Here is a 16,857-nt window from a genome sequence, read left to right as displayed (position 1 = left end):
CGCCCGCCTGATCAGTAGATGTCGAAGGGGAAGTAGTTGGCGTTGATGGCCTGATAGGTCCCATCAGCACGGATGGCCTTGATGGCCTCGCTGAAGCGCTCGGCCAGGACCTGATCGTCCTTGCGCACCGCCACGGCGATCTTGTCATCGTCGTAGACCGGGTCGCCCTTGAACTCGTAGGCCGCGCCCTCGTCGCTATCCAGCCATTCATAGCTCACGTAGACGTCGGCAAGCACGGCATCGAGGCGGCCACTCTCCAGATCCAGGTAGGCGTTCTCCTGGGTGTCGTAGAGGCGAATGTCCGCATCGGGCACGTTCTCCTCAAGCCACTGCGCCGCAATGGTCGCACGCTGTGCACCGACGGCGCTGCCAGCCGCATCACCCGGCCCGAAATCGCTGTCCTCGGGCGCGATGAACTGCAGCTTGTTGGAATAGTAGGGCTCACTGAAGCTGACCGCTTCCTGGCGTTCGGGCGTAATGGACATGGAGGCAATAATGGCGTCGTAGCGTCCGGCGATCAGCCCCGGGATGATGCCATCCCAGTTCTGGGTGACCAGTTCGCAGTTGGCGTCCATCTCTTCGCAGAGGGCCTTGGCGATTTCGACGTCGAAACCCTGGACCTCGCCGGAGGCATCGATGAAGTTGAAGGGAGGATAGGCGCCCTCGGTCGCGATTCGGATGGTGTCCTCGGCGAACACCGGGGCGGCGAACAGTACGCTGATCAGCATGGCAGAGAGTTGACGGAACATCAGTTGGATTCTCCTTGTGGTTCAGCAAGATGCGTGGCGAGAAAGGCCCGGCAGCGCTCTGAATGCGGATTGCCGAATACTCGGGAAGGCGGCCCCTCCTCTTCAATACGTCCGGCGTCCAGGAACACCACCCGGTGGGCGACATCCCGGGCAAAGCGCATTTCATGGGTGACGATGAGCATGGTGCGGCCCTCGTCGGCGAGCTGGCGGATGACGCCGAGTACTTCACCGACGAGCTCCGGGTCCAGCGCGGAGGTGGGCTCATCGAGGAGGATCACGGCCGGGTGCATGGCCAGCGTACGGGCAATGGCCGCGCGCTGCTGCTGGCCACCGGAGAGAAACGCCGGGTACGTCCGCTGCTTTTCGGCCAGACCGACCTTATCGAGCAGTGTTTCCGCCTCGGCGATCGCCCGTTTCCTGGGTATGCCGAGAACATGCACAGGTGCCTCGATCACATTCTCCAGGACGGTCATATGCGGCCAGAGATTGAAATTCTGGAAGACGAAACCGATGCCGGCACGCAGGCGGGTGATCTGCTCACGGTTAGCGGGATGGAGCGTGCCGTCGCGGCCGCGTTTCAGATCAAGGGCTTCGCCATCGAAGATGATTTCACCGTCGTCCGGCTCCTCAAGGAGGTTAATGCATCGCAGCAGCGTACTCTTGCCCGACCCACTGGTACCGATCAGCGCGATGACCTCACCGCGTCTCGCGGCGAGATCAATGCCCTTGATAACCTCTAGTTCACCGAACCGCTTCTTGATGCCCCACAATTCGATGGCCGCCTGCTCCATCAAGCGCTCCCGGCGTTTTTCAGATCGGTGACAAGACTAGCAGCCGATTACAGCGCTGTCGCTCCCCGGGCCTCAGGGAGCGGACCAGTCGAGGTCGATGACCATTGGATCGTGGTCCGATGATCGCCAGATACCCGCTGCCTCGTCGTCCAGATAGGCCGGTTCATCAGCATTGATATGCCACACATGGACGCCATCGATCCGCGACATGAGAGACGGTGTGGCGAGTGCGTGATCGAGGTAGCCCGCCAGCCCACGGTAGTTGTAGGTGTAGCGCTCTCCGGGTGGTAATGCTTCTGCCAGAAGATCGACGAACCCGGCATCAAGCCATGCCGTGATGGCAGCCTCCTGCGCGTAGGCGTTGAAGTCGGCCAGGACAAGGATCGGCGCGGCTGCCCCGCCCTCCGATGGCTGCATCTCATCCAGCCAGTCGATCAGTCTCCGGCTCTGGCGCAGACGACGCTCGGCCCAGCAACCCGCCCCCTGGTCGATGTCACCGGCATCCGGGCATCCGCCCCGGGACTTGAAATGCGCCGCCACGACACGCAGCCGCTCGCCGGCGGCCGTCCGGAATCGCCCGGTCACCGGATCACGCGGGTGTACATCAGCCATCTGGCGGCCACTGTCCACCAGGACCAGCTGCTGCGGCCGGTAAAGCAGAACGCTGCGAATGACCGCCTCGCGTCGCGCATCAAGCGTCTGACGGTAGCGTTTTGCGGGTGGCTGACCGGCATTCAGAAACGTCAGCAGATCCTCGACGGCAGCCGGCTGGTTCTGGATCTCATGCAGCACCAGCAGATCGGCGTCCAGCCGCCGGATCACCTGCCGCAGTCTTTCGCGCTGACGGACAAAACCGACCTCGGTCGGGGGACCGCGGCCATCGCGATCGATGAAATAATTGCGCAGGTTGAGCTGCAGCACCCGCAGGCCCTCGTGCTCTGCGGGCGCCGATGGCCTTGGGTTGGCTGCCACGAAGACTGGATCCTTCACGGGATGGATCCGCCAGCGGCCGAACGCATGCGCGAGGATACCGGTAATGGGTCCGATCCGATCCCCGGCACGCCGCACCCCGGCCGCATCGGTGTGTGGCACGGGCCTTGGATCGCGACGGTAGCTTCCATCATCCAGCAGCAGATCAATCCGGCGTCCTCCCTGGACGCCGTTATTGGGGTGGAACGGCCGTCCGCCCCGGGCAAGCGCGAGAGTGCCATAACGCCCGAGGTTGTACACCTCCGCGACATGCAGGGGACCGCGGATCGTCACGAGCCGGTCGCGCAGCCCGGGGTAGGCCTCCGGGCGGTCGGGATCCAGTACCGCCGGACGGGCCTTCCCGCCACCGCAGAGCCGCCTGGCCTCAAGCCTCTCCAGCTGAATCTGTTCCCGGTAACGGCCGGTATGGGCCGCGATCCGCCAGCGCTCGCCCGGTCGCGGTGCATTCCGGGCGTCGAGATCGGGCGCGTAAACGAAAATCCCGGCCACCGGCTGGTGCGACTGAAGGTAAAAACCGTTCAGGCCGCGATCCCCGGGAAAGCTTGCGGTGACCGTCGCCTCCACGGTCACCGCCTCGCCCTCCGCAACAGGCGGGCCGTCCAGGCCGCGGATCCGTGCGATGGAGGTGGTACCGCCCTCACCGCATTCGGTCGGCGCCGCGAGGGCAGTACCGCTGAGACCGGAAATCAGGACAGCCGCAATGGCCAGCCAGCGCCAGATCACGGGCGCGGGCATGGGGCGGCGCGGCACGGCCTCAGACCGCGCGATGGACATCACGAATATTACGCAGCCCCGCCATGCGCTGCATGACCCGGCTCAGCTGGTCGACATCGCCAACCTCGACCGTAATGGCCATGCGTGCCACCTGATCATCCGGATCGGTGCGGGTATTCACCGCCGTGACGTTGATCCCTTCATTGTTCAGCAGCGAAGAGATATCCCGGATCAGGCCGCGCCGGTCATAGGCCTCGACGATGATATCCACCGGATAGAGCCGCGCGGTACGGGCACTCCAGCTCACATCGATCAGGCGTTCGGATGCCGTTTCCTGCAGACGCTGGACATTGGGACAGTCGGCGCGGTGGATGGTGACCCCCTCGCCACGGGTGATGAAACCCAGAATGGCATCGCCGGGCGTCGGCTGACAGCATCGCGCAATGCGGGTCATCAGGTTGCCGACGCCGTAGATGCTGACATCGTCCTGCGGCCGGGTGGACTTCGATGCGTTGCCGCGGCGACCGCGTAGCAGTGCCTCGCTTCCATCCGGCTCGGCCGGCAGCAGGCGGTCCCGCAACAGGCCCGCGATCTGCCCGCCGGTGATATCCCCGCGGCCGATGGCCGCCAGGAACTCCGGCAGACGCGGGAACCGTGATCGTTCCGCGAGTTCCTCGAGGTTGACATCCTCCAGCCCCAGGCGGTGGAGCTCACGGTCGAGCAACTCACGACCGAGCTCGGCGGTCTTGTCCTGGTTCTGCTGACGGAACCAGGCACGGACCTTGGCCCTGGCACGGGGTGAGGAGAGATAGCCGAGCGCGGGGTTGAGCCAGTCTCGGCTGGGCCGTGCATTACGGGAAGTCAGGATCTCGACCTGATCGCCATTCTGCAACTGCCGTGTCAGCGGCACAATGCGCCCGTTGACCCGCGCCCCACGGCAGTGATTACCGATCTCGCTATGGACCGTGTAGGCGAAGTCGAGCGGCGTCGTGCCACGCGGCAGATCCACCACATCCCCTTTTGGCGTGATGACATAGACCCGGTCCTCGAACACTTCAGCCCGAAAGCGGTCGATGAGATCGTCATCGGCATCACTGTCCGGCGGCGACTCGAGCAGCTTGCGCAACCAGGCCACGCGGGCATCAAAATCCGGATCCTCGCCACGTCCTTCCTTGTAGCGCCAGTGGGCGGCTATACCGAGCTCCGCCTGCTCATGCATCTCTCGGGTACGTATCTGGATCTCCACCGGCCGCCCGCCATCGCCCACCACGGCAGTATGCAGCGATCGGTAATCGTTCTCCTTGGGACTGGCGATGTAGTCGTCGAACTCCCGCGGGATCGGCTGCCAGAGGCTGTGGACGACACCCAGGGCCGCGTAGCAGGCCGGGACGCTGTTCACCAGAAGCCGCAGGGCACGCAGGTCGAACAGCTCGTCGAACCCCAGCCCCTTGCGCTGCATCTTTCGCCAGATGCTGTAGATATGCTTCGGCCGACCGGTCACCTCGGCATCGAGCCCCGCCTCGCGGAGATGTTCCTCGATGCGTGATTTCATGGTCTGTATGAAACGCTCGCGATCGACGCGCTTCTCGGCCAGCAGGCGGGCGATGCGCTTGTAACTGTCGGGATCCAGGTAACGGAAGGACAGGTCCTCCAGCTCCCACTTGATCTGCCAGATGCCCAGGCGATTGGCGAGCGGGGCATAGAGATCCAGCGTTTCCCTCGCGATCCGCTGCTGATCGGCCTCGGGCAACGCGCGCAGCATCCGCATGTCGTGCAGCCGCTCGGCGAGCACCAGGAAGACCACGCGGATGTCCCGTGCCATCGCCAGCAGCATCTTGCGCAGCGCTTCGGCCCGCCGGCCCTCGCTATCCGGCGTCCCGGCGGCATGCAGACGACTGACCTGCCCCATGCGCAGGCAGCCGTCGACCAGACTGGCCACGGTCTCGCCGGCCTGTTCGGCAATTGCCGTGACATCCGGCCCGTCACAGGCGGGCAGATCATGCATTAGACCGGCGATGAGCGAATCCGCGTCGAGCTCCAGCCCGGCAAGGATATCGGCGACGCTCACCGCATGATCGAAACGCCGATCGCCCAGGGGACGGGTGTGATCGCCATAGTGCGTCCGGGCATAGCGCCAGGCGTCGGCCAGACGCTCGCGCTCGCTTTCGGCGAGCCGCACCGGCATGGCATCCAGCCACTGATCAACGGACTGATCACCGGGGCGCCGGACGGTCGGGCTGTCATTCACTTTCACCATGCAGTCAATTCTACCGCCTGCGGGTATTGAATATCCATACAGTACTGTATAGATTAACAGTCAGTCGTCTTGTCATCGGCAGTTACATCATGAATGCATTGACACCTCGCCAGGAACAGATCCTCAACCTCATCCGGCGATTCCTGGCAGACACCGGCTATCCCCCGACACGTAGCGAAATCGCCGCGGAGCTGGGCTTTCGCTCGGCCAATGCCGCCGAGCAGCATCTGCGCGCCCTCGCCCGCAAGGGCTTCATTACGCTCCAGCCCGGCGCCTCGCGCGGCATCCGTCTGAGCGACGTTTCCAGCCCCGCCGAGGGCGACGAGACCGAGGAGCCCGGCCTCCCGGTGGTCGGCCGAGTCGCGGCCGGCAGTCCGCTGTTGGCCGAGGCCCACATCGATCAGCATTATCAGGTGAGCGCCGGTCTTTTTTCGCCGGGCGCCGACTACCTGCTTCGGGTCCGCGGCATGAGCATGCGTGACGCCGGTATTCTCGATGGTGACCTGCTCGCCGTGCACCGGACTGCTGAAGTTCGCGAGGGCCAGATTGTGGTGGCCCGCATCCGCGACGAAGTCACCGTCAAACGCTTCTCCCGGACCGGCCATCTTGTCCGGCTTCTCCCGGAAAACTCCGACTTCGAGCCCATTGAACTGGACCTGCGCCAGGATGAACTCGCCATCGAGGGCATTGGCGTGGGCGTAATCCGTTCCGGGCTCTGACGTTCGCATCGACAAGAGGTTCATCATGGAACAGGCCATTGATCAGCTGCTCGAACAGCCCGGCATCTGGCGCGCCAGCGCGCGTCATCCATCTCCGGTCCACCCTGCTGGTGCGCATGTGCCCAGCGGATTCTCGGCGCTCGACAGCGCCTTGCCAGGTGGCGGCTTTCCCGGAAGCGCGCTGACTGAAATCCTCCATGACGAGCATGGCATCGGCGAGCTGCGCCTGGTGATGCCCGCCCTCGCCCGGCTCTCACGTGGCGGTCGCTGGATCGCCATGATCGCCCCGCCATTCGTTCCCTACGCACCGGCGCTGGCGGCACAGGGCATTGACCTGTCACGGCTTCTGATCATCCATCCCGCCGACTCGCCACAGGCCCTGTGGTCCGTGGAGCAGGCCCTGCGCAGTGGCACCTGCGCGGCCGTCCTGGCCTGGCCAAGCCGCTGCGATGACCGCAGCCTGCGCCGGCTGCAGCTGGCCGCCGAATCCGGGGACAGCATGGGGCTGCTGTTCCGCAGCCAGGCGGCCGCGAGTGAGCGCTCACCCGCCGCCCTGCGGCTGACACTGGACGAGAGCAGTGGCCAGCGTCTGGATATCCGTATCCTCAAGTGCCGTGGCATACCGGCCGGTCCCATCGAACTGGACACCTGGTCGACAACGCCGGTTCGGGCACAGCAGCCGCTGCCGCTGGAAGGCTGAAAAGCCCGTCGCTTGAGCATGCAATGATTGAATCGTGATGCTCTGGCTATGCCTGCATTTCTACCATCTGCCCGTTGAATGCTTCAGCGGTGACAGGGACGCTGAACAGCCGCTGTTCATCAGCGAGGCCGGTCGAATCATCGGCTGCAATCACCAGGCCCGGCGTCATGGCATTCAACCGGACATGACGCCGACGGCCGCCCGGGCACTGGTCGCACATGGCCATCACCATGTGCGCGACCTGGAGCGGGAGCGGCATGTACTCGAGCGACTCGCCACCTGGGCAGGTCGATTCAGTCCGAGGGTCAGCCTCCAGGCACCCGCCGCGCTGCTGCTGGAGATCGAAGGCAGCCTGCGCTATTTCCAGGGGCTGGAGCCGCTGCGACAGCGGATTCTGGAAGGCATCCGGCAACTTGGCCATCGGATCACCATGGGCATTGCTCCTACCCCGACGGCAGCATGGCTGCTGGCCCGCGCCGGCGACGAGACGCCCGTCACCGCGCGTAAGGCACTGGGCCCACGGCTCAGCGGGCTCTCGGTCGCCATTCTGCCTGTCGAACAGCGCATGACGGATGCCCTGCACGGCCTCGGCTGCGAAACCATCGGTGATATCCGTGCCCTGCCAAGAGCTGGCGCCACGAGGCGTCTGGGACAGGGGCTGCTGGAGATGCTACAGCGGGCCCATGGCGAACGCCCTGATCCGCGCGAGAACTGGCAGCCTCCTGCCAGTTTCGATCGTCAGCTGCAATTAATGGAGGCCACCACAGACCTCGATATGCTGCGGCCCGAACTGCAGCGGCTTATCGACGGACTCTGCATCAGCCTGCGACGTCACGATGCCGGTGTCAGGCGGCTTCGCTTCGCCCTGCATCATCGCCAGGGCCGCCCCACCCTGCTACCCGTCGGAGTCCTTGCCCCCTGCCGGGATGCCGGTCACCTCAGATGGCTGCTGGATCGGCGTCTGGACGGACTGACCCTGTCCGGCGACGTGACCGCCATCCATTTACGGGCCGGCCGCTTCCATCCCATGCCGGGCACCAGTACCGCCCTTGATCTGCTCGATGAGGGCCGTGAGCGCAACGTCACCGACGACTGGCATCGGCTGGTCGAAACACTCAATAGCCGGCTGGGAGAGGCTCGGGTGCATAGGCTGGCCATACATCCGGAACATCGCCCGGAGAAAGCGTGGGCCTACCACCCACCCGGGAGTGCGCTTCAGCAAAAGGCCGTGCCAGCCACCGTTGCGCGCCCATGCTGGCTGCTCAAGCAGCCAGTCCTGCTGAAAAGCCCCCGGGGAAAGCCGGAGTACGAAGCCAGGCCTTTACTGCTGGAGGATGGTCCGGAGCGCATTGAAACCGGCTGGTGGGACGGCCATGACGTAACCCGCGATTACTATCGTGCGAGGACCCGTCGGGGTCAACGGGTCTGGATTTTCCGGGACCGGCGTGGTCAGCGGCACTGGTACCTGCACGGAATCTTCGCCTGACATGCCCACTGCGCGTTCGAATATCGTATGCTCCGGCGCCATGTCGACGCCGGCCCACACTTCCCATGCCACCCGGGGCATGCTTCTGGTTGCCATTGGCGCGACACTCTGGAGCACCACCGGCATCGTCTCCCGTATCCTCTTCGAGCAGACGGATGTCTCCCCGCTTACCGTGGCCTTCATCCGGTTTGTCATTGCTTCACCGCTTTTCGTGCTCATCGGCCTGCTCTATCAGGGCAGCGAATTCATCAAACTGCCGGCGGGCAACCGCCGCTGGCTGATCGGCCTCGGACTCGCGCAGACCGGGTTCCAGGTGGGCTATCTGGCCTCGGTCAAAATGATCGGCGCCGGGCTCGCCACGCTGATCACGCTATGCCTGGCGCCCGTACTGGTGGCGCTGCTCGCGGCCACCCTGCTCCGTGAGCCCCTGACCCGTCGAGTGCTCACGGCGATGCTGATCGCCATCACCGGCACCGCCCTGCTGGTGATTTCACCCCAGGCGTTGCAACTCGGCTCGGGTCTGTGGACGGGCATCAGCCTTGCCCTGGCCGCAGCGGCGTTCTACGCCGGGTTTACATTGATTGGCCGCCATGCCGCCGGACGCGTGCATCCGATGCAGAGCGCCGCCTTCGGGTTCGGAGTCGGCGCGGTGGTCATGCTCCCCCTGGCACTGTGGGCCGGTTTTGCACCCGTGCTGGCGGGGGCTGCCATCGCCGTCCCGGCGCTGCTCTATATTTCCCTGATCCCGACCACACTGGGGTATGTGTTCTTCTTCAACGGACTGCGGCATACCACCGCCACTGTCTCCAGCATCCTGGTGCTGCTGGAGCCGCTGGGTGCAGCGCTGCTGGCCTGGCTGATACTCGATGAGGCGCTGGGCACCTACGGACTACTCGGCGCCATCCTGCTGACGGGCTCGGTCGCCCTGCTCACACTGCCCCGGGCTGCTCATCAGCCGGACGGCTGAGCATGATGGACGCAAGGGTACCGGCCTATGCCGAGCTTCATTGCGTCAGCAATTTCAGCTTCCTGCGGGGCGCATCCCATCCCGAGGAGCTGATCAGGCGGGCCGATGAGCTGGGCTATGAGGCACTGGCCATCACCGACGAATGCTCCCTCGCCGGCGTAGTCCGGGCCCATGCGGCCGCCCGTGAGCGACCTGTCCGACTGATCGTGGGCAGTGAGTTCCGCCTGACGGATGGCCTGCACCTGATCCTGCTGGCACCCGACCGCGATGCCTATGGCCGGCTCTCAGCGCTCATCGCACTGGGTCGAAGCCAGGCGGGAAAGGGCGATTATCGGCTTGAACGCGAAGACCTGCAGGATGGCATCCCTGGCTGCCTTGCCCTGCTCGTGACGGAACCCGGCACCGACGAGGGCGACATCAGATGGCTTCGCCGGATCTTTCCGCAACGCAGCTGGCTGACGGCGCAGATCCGGCGTGACGGACGTGACAGCGAACGCCTGGACCACTGTCAGGCGCTGGCCGACCGATATCACCTGCCGGCGGTGGCCAGCGGCGGCGTTCTCATGCATCGGCGCGGAAGGCGTGCCTTGCAGGACACCCTCACCGCCATTCGCCATGGGCAGCCGGTGAGCGCGCTTGGCGACGCGCTTGCCAGCAACGGCGAACGGCATCTGCGCCCGCGCAGACGCCTGGGGCGGGACTACCCGGCAGCCATGCTCGCCGAGACGGTGGCTATCGCCGCGCGCTGCCGGTTCTCCCTGGACGAGCTGCGCTACGAATACCCGGAAGAACTGGTGCCGACGACGCATACCCCCGCGAGCTGGCTGCGCCATCTGGTGGAGACCGGGGCCGACCGGCGATGGCCGGAGGGGGTCCCTGAACGCGTGCGCCAGAGCATCGAACACGAGCTGCGACTGATCCAGGATCTGGCCTACGAGCCCTACTTCCTCACGGTGCACGATATCGTCGACTTCGCACGACGCCAGGGCATTCTCTGTCAGGGACGCGGCTCGGCCGCCAATTCCAGCGTCTGCTACTGCCTGGGGATCACTGCCGTGGATCCCGCCCGCTCCAGTCTGTTATTCGAGCGCTTCATCTCCCGCGAGCGCAACGAACCACCGGATATCGACGTCGACTTCGAGCATGATCGCCGCGAGGAAGTCATTCAGTACGTCTACCGCAAGTACGGCCGGCATCGTGCAGCGCTGGCCGCCACCGTCATCAGCTATCGCCCCCGTAGCGCGCTGCGGGATGTGGGCAAGGCACTCGGACTGGACGGAGATCAGGTCGACCGGCTGGCGGGCAGCATGCAGTGGTGGGACGGCAAGGCGATTGATGACGAGCGCCTGCGCGAAGCGGGGTTCGATCCCCAGAACCCGGTGGTCCACCGCATGCTCACCCTGACCCGCGAGCTGCTCGGATTTCCGCGTCACCTCTCGCAGCATGTCGGCGGATTCGTGATCAGCCGGGGGCCGCTGAGCGAGCTGGTCCCCACCGAGAATGCGGCCATGGCCGGACGCAGCATCATCCAATGGGATAAGGACGACCTGGAGACCCTGGGACTGCTCAAGGTCGACTGCCTGGCCCTGGGCATGCTGAGCGCCATCCGTCGCAGCCTGATGCTCATCGAACAGCATCACGGCCGCCGTCTTACGCTGGCGGACATCCCGGCCGAGGATCCGTCCGTCTACGCAATGCTCTGCCAGGCCGACACCGTGGGCATTTTCCAAGTGGAGTCACGGGCACAGATGGCCATGCTGCCGCGACTCAGACCGGCATGTTTCTACGATCTCGTGATCGAGATCTCCATCGTCCGCCCCGGTCCCATCCAGGGGGACATGGTCCACCCCTATCTGCGCCGCCGCGACGGCAGTGAGGCAGTGGACTATCCGAGCGATGAAGTCCGTGGCGTACTTGAGCGCACTCTGGGCGTACCCATCTTCCAGGAACAGGTCATGCAGTTGGCGGTCGTGGCCGCCGGCTTCAGCCCCGGGGAGGCGGACTCCCTGCGCCGGGCGATGGCGGCCTGGAAGAAACGGGGTGGGCTCGGCCCGTTCCGCGAACGGCTGCTGCAGGGGATGGCCCAGCGCGGCTATGCGCCGGCATTCGCCGAGCGGATCTTCGAGCAGATCTGCGGTTTCGGCGAGTACGGCTTCCCGGAATCCCATGCCGCCAGCTTCGCCCTGCTCGTCTATGTCTCCGCCTGGATCAAGCGGCACTATCCCGAAGTTTTTGTCTGCGCCCTGCTCAACAGTCAACCCATGGGGTTCTACGCCCCGGCGCAGCTGGTGCGTGATGCCCGCGCCCATGGCGTTGTCGTGCATGGTGTGGATGTTCGCTACAGCGACTGGGACTGCAGCCTTGAGCATGATGAAGACGACGCATCCCGACGGCCCTCGCTGCGCCTTGGCCTCCGGCTGATCCGAGGTCTCGGCAGGACGACCGCGGAACGCATCTGTCAGAGCCGCGAAACGGACGGGGCTTTCAGCAGCATAGGCGACCTGGCTCATCGCGCCGGACTCGATCGCGGCAATCTGCGTGCGCTCGCCGATGCCGGCGCCCTGGCCGGGATTGGTGGACATCGGCGTCAGGCCTGGTGGCAGGTGCTCGGAATCGAGGCCCAGGGTCCGTTGCTGGATGCCGCCCCCCGGACAGAGATGCCCCCGACGCTACCAGCCCCTTCGGAAGCCGAAGATCTGCTGGGCGACTATCGCAGCCTCGGGCTGACGCTGGGCCGACACCCCCTGGCGCTGCTGCGCAAGCGGCTACGACGCAGCGGCTATCGCCCCCTCTGCGAACTGGCCCGGACCGGACATCGTCGCATCGCCCGCGCGGCCGGACTGGTGATCAATCGACAGCGACCCGGGGCTGCCGGTGGCGTGGTCTTCCTGACACTGGAGGATGAATCCGGCAGTACCAATGTGGTGATCTGGAAGGATCTGGCCGCACGGCAGCGATCACTGGTGGTGGGCGCCCGACTGCTCGGCGTGGTGGGCATATGGGAGCGCCGCGGCGATGTCTGTCATCTGGTCGCCGGGCGGCTCGAGGATCATAGCCACCTGCTGGGGGAGCTGCAGACCCGGTCACGCGATTTCCACTGACTTACAGGGCATGACGGCGATATTATGAAGGGCCACTTCTCACAGGACGGTATCCACTCATGAAGCACTTCCATTGGAAAAGCCTGCTCACCACCGCCTTCTTGCTGACGCTGGCCGCGCCCGTCGCCACCGCCGAGACCACTTATCATCCGGTCTGGACCAACGCCGAAGGCCAGCCCTGGCGCAATGAAGACGGTCTGTGCTGGCGCGATCCCACGCGCACCGGCGAGCCGACGCCGGCCTGCGGTGACCCGACGGGAGATGCGCCTGCCACCACCATGAACGATGACGCTGAGGAAACCCCAGAAGCGGCGGAAAAGACCGATCAGGTTCGTGAGATCCGCTCTGAAGTCCTGTTCGCCTTCGACTCGGCTGAGCTCACGCCGCGGGGCCGGAACGCCGTCCGTGCCGCCATTGGTGATATCGGTGCCGACTGGCGGATCACTGACGTAGAGGCCGTTGGCCATACCGACCGGCTGGGCAGCGAGGCCTACAACCGCAACCTGTCCCAGGCGCGGGCGGATGCCGTGGCCGACTATCTGGAGAGCCTGACGACACTGGATGAGGCCCGCATTCGAGCCACTGGAGTCGGTGAAGCGGATCCGGTCGTTGAATGCGCCGATGACCAGAGCCGCGACGCGCTGATCGCCTGCCTGGCGCCCAACCGCCGCACGGAACTCGTCCTCGATCTCACCCGCGACAATTGACCGCACCGCAAACGAGCACGGCCGCCCGGGCCGTGCTCGAGCAGGTATTCGGCTATCCGTGCTTTCGCGGCCAGCAGGGCGAGATCATTGACTGTATCGCTGCGGGTGGCGATGCCCTCGTCCTCATGCCAACCGGTGGCGGCAAGTCGCTGTGTTACCAGATCCCGGCCCTCCTGCGCGAGGGCGTGGCCATCGTCGTCTCGCCACTGATCGCGCTCATGGCGGATCAGGTGGCTGCCCTGCGCCAGCAGGGGGTCCGCGCGGCCGCACTGAACTCAAGCCTTTCCATTGAGGAGCGGCTGGAGATCGGGCGCGCCCTGGAGGCCGGCGAACTCGATCTGCTCTACGTGGCGCCGGAAAGACTGCTCGGCGGCGACCTCCTGCAGCGCCTGTCCGGTATCCGGATCGCCCTGTTCGCCATCGACGAGGCACATTGCGTCTCGCAGTGGGGCCATGATTTCCGGCCAGAGTATCTGCAGCTGGACATCCTCGGCAGTCGCTTTCCCGGCGTCCCGCGTGTCGCCCTCACCGCCACGGCCGATGAGCGCACCCGAGAGGAGATCCGCCAGAGACTGCTGCCTGCCGATGCACGGATCTTCGTCTCGAGTTTCGACCGACCCAATATCCGTTACGAGGTCGGGCTCAAGGACCGGCCCCGCGAGCAGCTCCTGCGCTTCATCCGCGAGCGCCATGCCGGCGAATCCGGGATCGTTTACTGTATGTCACGCCGGGCCACCGAGCAGATCGCCGACTGGCTCAATACGCGGGACATCCCGGCGCTTGCCTACCATGCCGGTCTCGAGCCGGCCCTCCGACGGCATCACCAGTCACGCTTCCTGCGCGAGGACGGTCTGGTGATGGTGGCCACCGTGGCGTTCGGAATGGGCATCGACAAGCCGGATGTCCGCTTTGTCGCGCATCTCGACCTTCCAAAGACGCTCGAGGCCTACTATCAGGAGACCGGTCGCGCCGGTCGCGACGGGTTACCGGCGGAGGCATGGCTTGTCTACGGTCTGCAGGACATCTATCGCATCCGCCAGATGAGTTCCGAGTCGCAGGCCAGCGCCGGACACAAGCGCCGTGAACGACAGCGCCTGGAGGCTCTGCTCGCGTTCTGCGAGACCACTCAGTGCCGCCGGCCTACGCTACTGGCGCATTTCGGCGAGGCATACCCGGAGCGCTGCGGCAACTGCGACAACTGCCAGAATCCGCCCCGTACATGGGATGCTGCGGATCCGGCGCGACGGCTGCTGTCCTGTGTCTACAGAACCGGGCAACGCTTCGGGGCTGCTCACGTCATTGACGTGCTGCTCGGCGAGAACGGCGAGCGGCTCCGCCAGCGCGGTCATGAACGCTTGAGCACCTTCGGCATCGGCACCGATCTGCCCCGCGCCACCTGGCAGTCGATCACCCGGCAGCTACTGGCGCATGGCTACCTCGAACCGGATCCCGAGGGTCATGGCGGCCTGCGTCTGGCCGAGGCCTGCCGGCCGCTGCTACGGGGCGAGTCCGGGCTATCCCTTCGCGAGGACCTGCCCAGCCGGCGGGCACAGCCGCGAATGCGGGTTGCCGCGGCCGACGTGACAGTCGACCCCGACACCTGGGCCGCCCTGCGAGCGGAGCGTCGGCGCCTTGCCGAGCGCGAGGGCGTCCCGCCCTACGTCATCTTCCATGATGCAACGCTGCTCGCGATGCTCGAGCAACGCCCCACGAATCTGGCCGAATTCGCCGACCTGCCGGGCGTCGGCGCGCGCAAGCTGGAACGCTATGGCGAGGCATTCCTCGCGACGCTGGCGGCATTGCCGAGTACCGCCGGCGCCTGAGACGCCATTCGGTTAACCCCGCTCAAGACCGCCCGTACCGAGGCGGTGACGATATTGGCATCCATCCCGACACCGTAGACATCACCGTCGATTCCCCCGGCGGCAAGCTCCATGAAACACACCGCACCGGCGTCGGAACCATGGCTGAGGGAATGCTCCTCGTAATGCCGGACCCGCACGGGGCTTCCCAGGGCATCCAGCAGCGCATCGATGGGCCCGTTGCCCGAGCCGTTCAGGGTAATGACCTGACCATCACGCCGGATTCGAAGACGCAGGCCCTGACGTCCGCCGGCATCGAACAGGCTGTGGCCGATATAGTGGATCGGCGACTCCAGCCTCAGATACTCGCGCTCGAAGATCTCCCAGAGCGCCTCTGCGGCCACCTCACCGCCCCCGGCATCCATGTATGCCTGGACCACCCGCGAGAATTCCACCTGCAGACGCCGCGGCAGCGTCACGCCATACGCCTGCTCCATCAGGTAGGCCATACCCCCCTTGCCCGACTGGCTGTTGACCCGGATGACCGACTCATAACTGCGCCCCAGGTCGCGCGGATCGATGGTCAGGTAAGGCACCGACCAGAGCCCATCCTCCGGCTGCACGGCGAACCCCTTGCGAATGGCGTCCTGATGGGACCCGGAGAACGCCGTGAAGACAAGATCGCCGACATAGGGATGCCGTGGATGGACCGGGATTTCAGTACAGTGCTCGACCGTGCGCAGCACATCATTGATGCGCGAGAAGTCCAGCCCCGGATGCACGCCCTGCGTATAGAGGTTGAGGGCAAGCGTCACGAGGTCGACATTGCCGGTCCGCTCGCCATTACCAAAGAGACAGCCCTCGACCCGGTCGGCGCCCGCCATGAGGGCCAGTTCCGCCGCCGCCACACCGGTCCCGCGGTCATTGTGTGGATGGACGCTCAATACGATACCGTCCCGGCGGGCGAGATGGCGGTGCATCCACTCAATCTGATCGGCATAGACATTGGGAGAGGCCATCTCCACGGTGGCCGGCAGGTTGATGATCACCGGCGCATCCGCCGAGGCATCCCAGACCGCCGTCACTGCGTCGACCACGGACAGGGCGAAGGCCGGCTCGGTGGTGCTGAAGGTCTCCGGACTGTACTGGAACCGCCAGGCCGTCTCGGGACGCATGGCGGCAAGCTCACGGATCTGCCGGGCCGCCTCGACGGCCATTGCCTGGACGCCGTCGGCGCTCTGCCGGAAGACCACCTCGCGGAATACCGGAGAGGTCGCGTTGTAGACGTGTATGATCACGCGGGGCGCACCGGCCACGGCCTCGAAAGTGCGCTCGATCAGTTCCGGGCGGGCCTGTGTGAGCACCTCGATCCAGACACCCTCAGGAATGGCGTCACTGTCGATGAGATGACGCACAAAGTCATGATCGGCCTGCGAGGCGGACGGAAAACCGACCTCGATCTCGCGGAAACCGACGTCCACCAGGCAGTCGTACAACGCGCGTTTGCGCCCGACATCCATGGGTTCGAACAGCGCCTGGTTACCATCGCGCAGATCGGTGCTCATCCAGACCGGTGACCGGGTGATCGTATGGTCCGGCCATTGCCGGTCCTGGAGACGGATCGGACGGAAAGGCTGATATTTGCGGCTTGGGTCATCGAGCATCGTCATGTGCTCCCTGTCATACAACGGGACGGATGGCGCCGGTTCGGGCGGTCACGGGGCGATGAGGCTGTATTGGGTGGGGTCTGTTAACTGCGCGCGCGGCGCAGCAGCAGCCAGGGGAGCAGGCCGCGGAGAAGCACGGTGGCAGGGCGAACGATGGATTCCGTGATCATGACCCTGAGTTAACCTCCAATCCCTACAGGCCGTCAA

General features: G+C 65.3%; 12 protein-coding genes. 7 read left to right on the top strand and 5 right to left on the bottom strand.

All coding sequences use genetic code 11. The annotated features are described in order from the left end of the window. Positions 1-11 precede the first annotated feature (11 nt). From V6X63_RS07680 to relA, 4 genes are all read right to left on the bottom strand, one after another. Positions 12-749 (bottom strand): ABC transporter substrate-binding protein, encoded by a 738-nt coding sequence (locus V6X63_RS07680; protein ID WP_367978546.1) that lies wholly within the window; start codon positions 747-749, stop codon positions 12-14. Further along, a complete protein-coding gene (locus V6X63_RS07675; protein ID WP_367966188.1) occupies positions 749-1,540 on the bottom strand; it encodes an ABC transporter ATP-binding protein in 792 nt (263 codons plus the stop codon). Before V6X63_RS07675 ends, V6X63_RS07680 begins: the two co-directional genes overlap by 1 nt. Before the next feature lie 72 nt (positions 1,541-1,612). Beyond that, complete coding sequence (locus V6X63_RS07670; protein ID WP_367966187.1) at positions 1,613-3,265, bottom strand: ExeM/NucH family extracellular endonuclease; 1,653 nt, start codon at positions 3,263-3,265, stop codon at positions 1,613-1,615. Between the two features lie 19 nt (positions 3,266-3,284). Beyond that, positions 3,285-5,501: a GTP diphosphokinase gene (relA, locus tag V6X63_RS07665; RefSeq protein WP_367966186.1), complete on the bottom strand. Its 2,217-nt coding sequence runs from the start codon at positions 5,499-5,501 to the stop codon at positions 3,285-3,287. 89 nt (positions 5,502-5,590) lie between these two features. Between relA and lexA the strand changes: the two genes are divergently transcribed. Genes lexA through recQ form a run of 7 tightly spaced genes read left to right on the top strand, consistent with a single transcriptional unit; the run spans position 5,591 to position 15,004 of the window. Then, positions 5,591-6,220, top strand: coding sequence for a transcriptional repressor LexA (lexA, locus tag V6X63_RS07660; RefSeq protein ID WP_367966185.1), 630 nt, complete (start codon positions 5,591-5,593; stop codon positions 6,218-6,220). A 25-nt stretch (positions 6,221-6,245) separates the two neighbouring features. After that, positions 6,246-6,920, top strand: a complete 675-nt coding sequence (gene imuA / locus V6X63_RS07655; RefSeq protein WP_367966184.1) for a translesion DNA synthesis-associated protein ImuA — start codon at positions 6,246-6,248, stop codon at positions 6,918-6,920. Positions 6,921-6,957: 37 nt separating this feature from the next. Beyond that, on the top strand, positions 6,958-8,406 hold the full coding sequence (locus V6X63_RS07650) for a Y-family DNA polymerase (protein ID WP_367978554.1): 1,449 nt from the start codon (positions 6,958-6,960) through the stop codon (positions 8,404-8,406). Positions 8,407-8,446: 40 nt separating this feature from the next. Continuing rightward, the gene (locus V6X63_RS07645) at positions 8,447-9,373 is read left to right on the top strand and encodes a DMT family transporter (RefSeq protein ID WP_367966183.1); all 927 of its coding nucleotides are present in this window, start codon (positions 8,447-8,449) and stop codon (positions 9,371-9,373) included. A gap of 5 nt (positions 9,374-9,378) precedes the next feature. Further along, positions 9,379-12,474 carry an error-prone DNA polymerase gene (locus V6X63_RS07640; protein ID WP_407826375.1) on the top strand — a complete coding sequence of 1,032 codons (3,096 nt, stop codon included), beginning with the start codon at positions 9,379-9,381 and terminating at the stop codon, positions 12,472-12,474. 59 nt (positions 12,475-12,533) lie between these two features. Continuing rightward, positions 12,534-13,181: an OmpA family protein gene (locus tag V6X63_RS07635; protein ID WP_367966181.1), complete on the top strand. Its 648-nt coding sequence runs from the start codon at positions 12,534-12,536 to the stop codon at positions 13,179-13,181. Beyond that, on the top strand, positions 13,178-15,004 hold the full coding sequence (recQ, locus tag V6X63_RS07630; RefSeq protein ID WP_367966180.1) for a DNA helicase RecQ: 1,827 nt from the start codon (positions 13,178-13,180) through the stop codon (positions 15,002-15,004). The genes V6X63_RS07635 and recQ overlap by 4 nt, the downstream gene beginning before the upstream one ends. Here recQ and leuA read toward each other — a convergent pair. Next, positions 14,947-16,647 (bottom strand): 2-isopropylmalate synthase, encoded by a 1,701-nt coding sequence (gene leuA / locus V6X63_RS07625; RefSeq protein WP_367978545.1) that lies wholly within the window; start codon positions 16,645-16,647, stop codon positions 14,947-14,949. The genes recQ and leuA overlap by 58 nt on opposite strands. Between the last annotated feature and the right edge of the window lie 210 nt (positions 16,648-16,857).

The organism is Spiribacter onubensis (genome assembly GCF_040838425.1).
In the GTDB taxonomy this organism is placed as follows: domain Bacteria; phylum Pseudomonadota; class Gammaproteobacteria; order Nitrococcales; family Nitrococcaceae; genus Spiribacter; species Spiribacter onubensis.
This window is presented reverse-complemented; position numbering and strand designations above follow the sequence as displayed.

Coding starts and splice junctions, on each gene's coding strand:
- V6X63_RS07640 (WP_407826375.1), top strand. CDS start 9,379: ATGGACGCAAGGGTACCGGCCTATGCCGAGCTTCATTGCGTCAGCAAT.
- V6X63_RS07650 (WP_367978554.1), top strand. CDS start 6,958: ATGCTCTGGCTATGCCTGCATTTCTACCATCTGCCCGTTGAATGCTTC.
- lexA (WP_367966185.1), top strand. CDS start 5,591: ATGAATGCATTGACACCTCGCCAGGAACAGATCCTCAACCTCATCCGG.
- imuA (WP_367966184.1), top strand. CDS start 6,246: ATGGAACAGGCCATTGATCAGCTGCTCGAACAGCCCGGCATCTGGCGC.
- V6X63_RS07670 (WP_367966187.1), bottom strand. CDS start 3,265: ATGCCCGCGCCCGTGATCTGGCGCTGGCTGGCCATTGCGGCTGTCCTG.
- V6X63_RS07675 (WP_367966188.1), bottom strand. CDS start 1,540: ATGGAGCAGGCGGCCATCGAATTGTGGGGCATCAAGAAGCGGTTCGGT.
- leuA (WP_367978545.1), bottom strand. CDS start 16,647: ATGCTCGATGACCCAAGCCGCAAATATCAGCCTTTCCGTCCGATCCGT.
- V6X63_RS07680 (WP_367978546.1), bottom strand. CDS start 749: ATGTTCCGTCAACTCTCTGCCATGCTGATCAGCGTACTGTTCGCCGCC.
- V6X63_RS07635 (WP_367966181.1), top strand. CDS start 12,534: ATGAAGCACTTCCATTGGAAAAGCCTGCTCACCACCGCCTTCTTGCTG.
- relA (WP_367966186.1), bottom strand. CDS start 5,501: ATGGTGAAAGTGAATGACAGCCCGACCGTCCGGCGCCCCGGTGATCAG.
- V6X63_RS07645 (WP_367966183.1), top strand. CDS start 8,447: ATGTCGACGCCGGCCCACACTTCCCATGCCACCCGGGGCATGCTTCTG.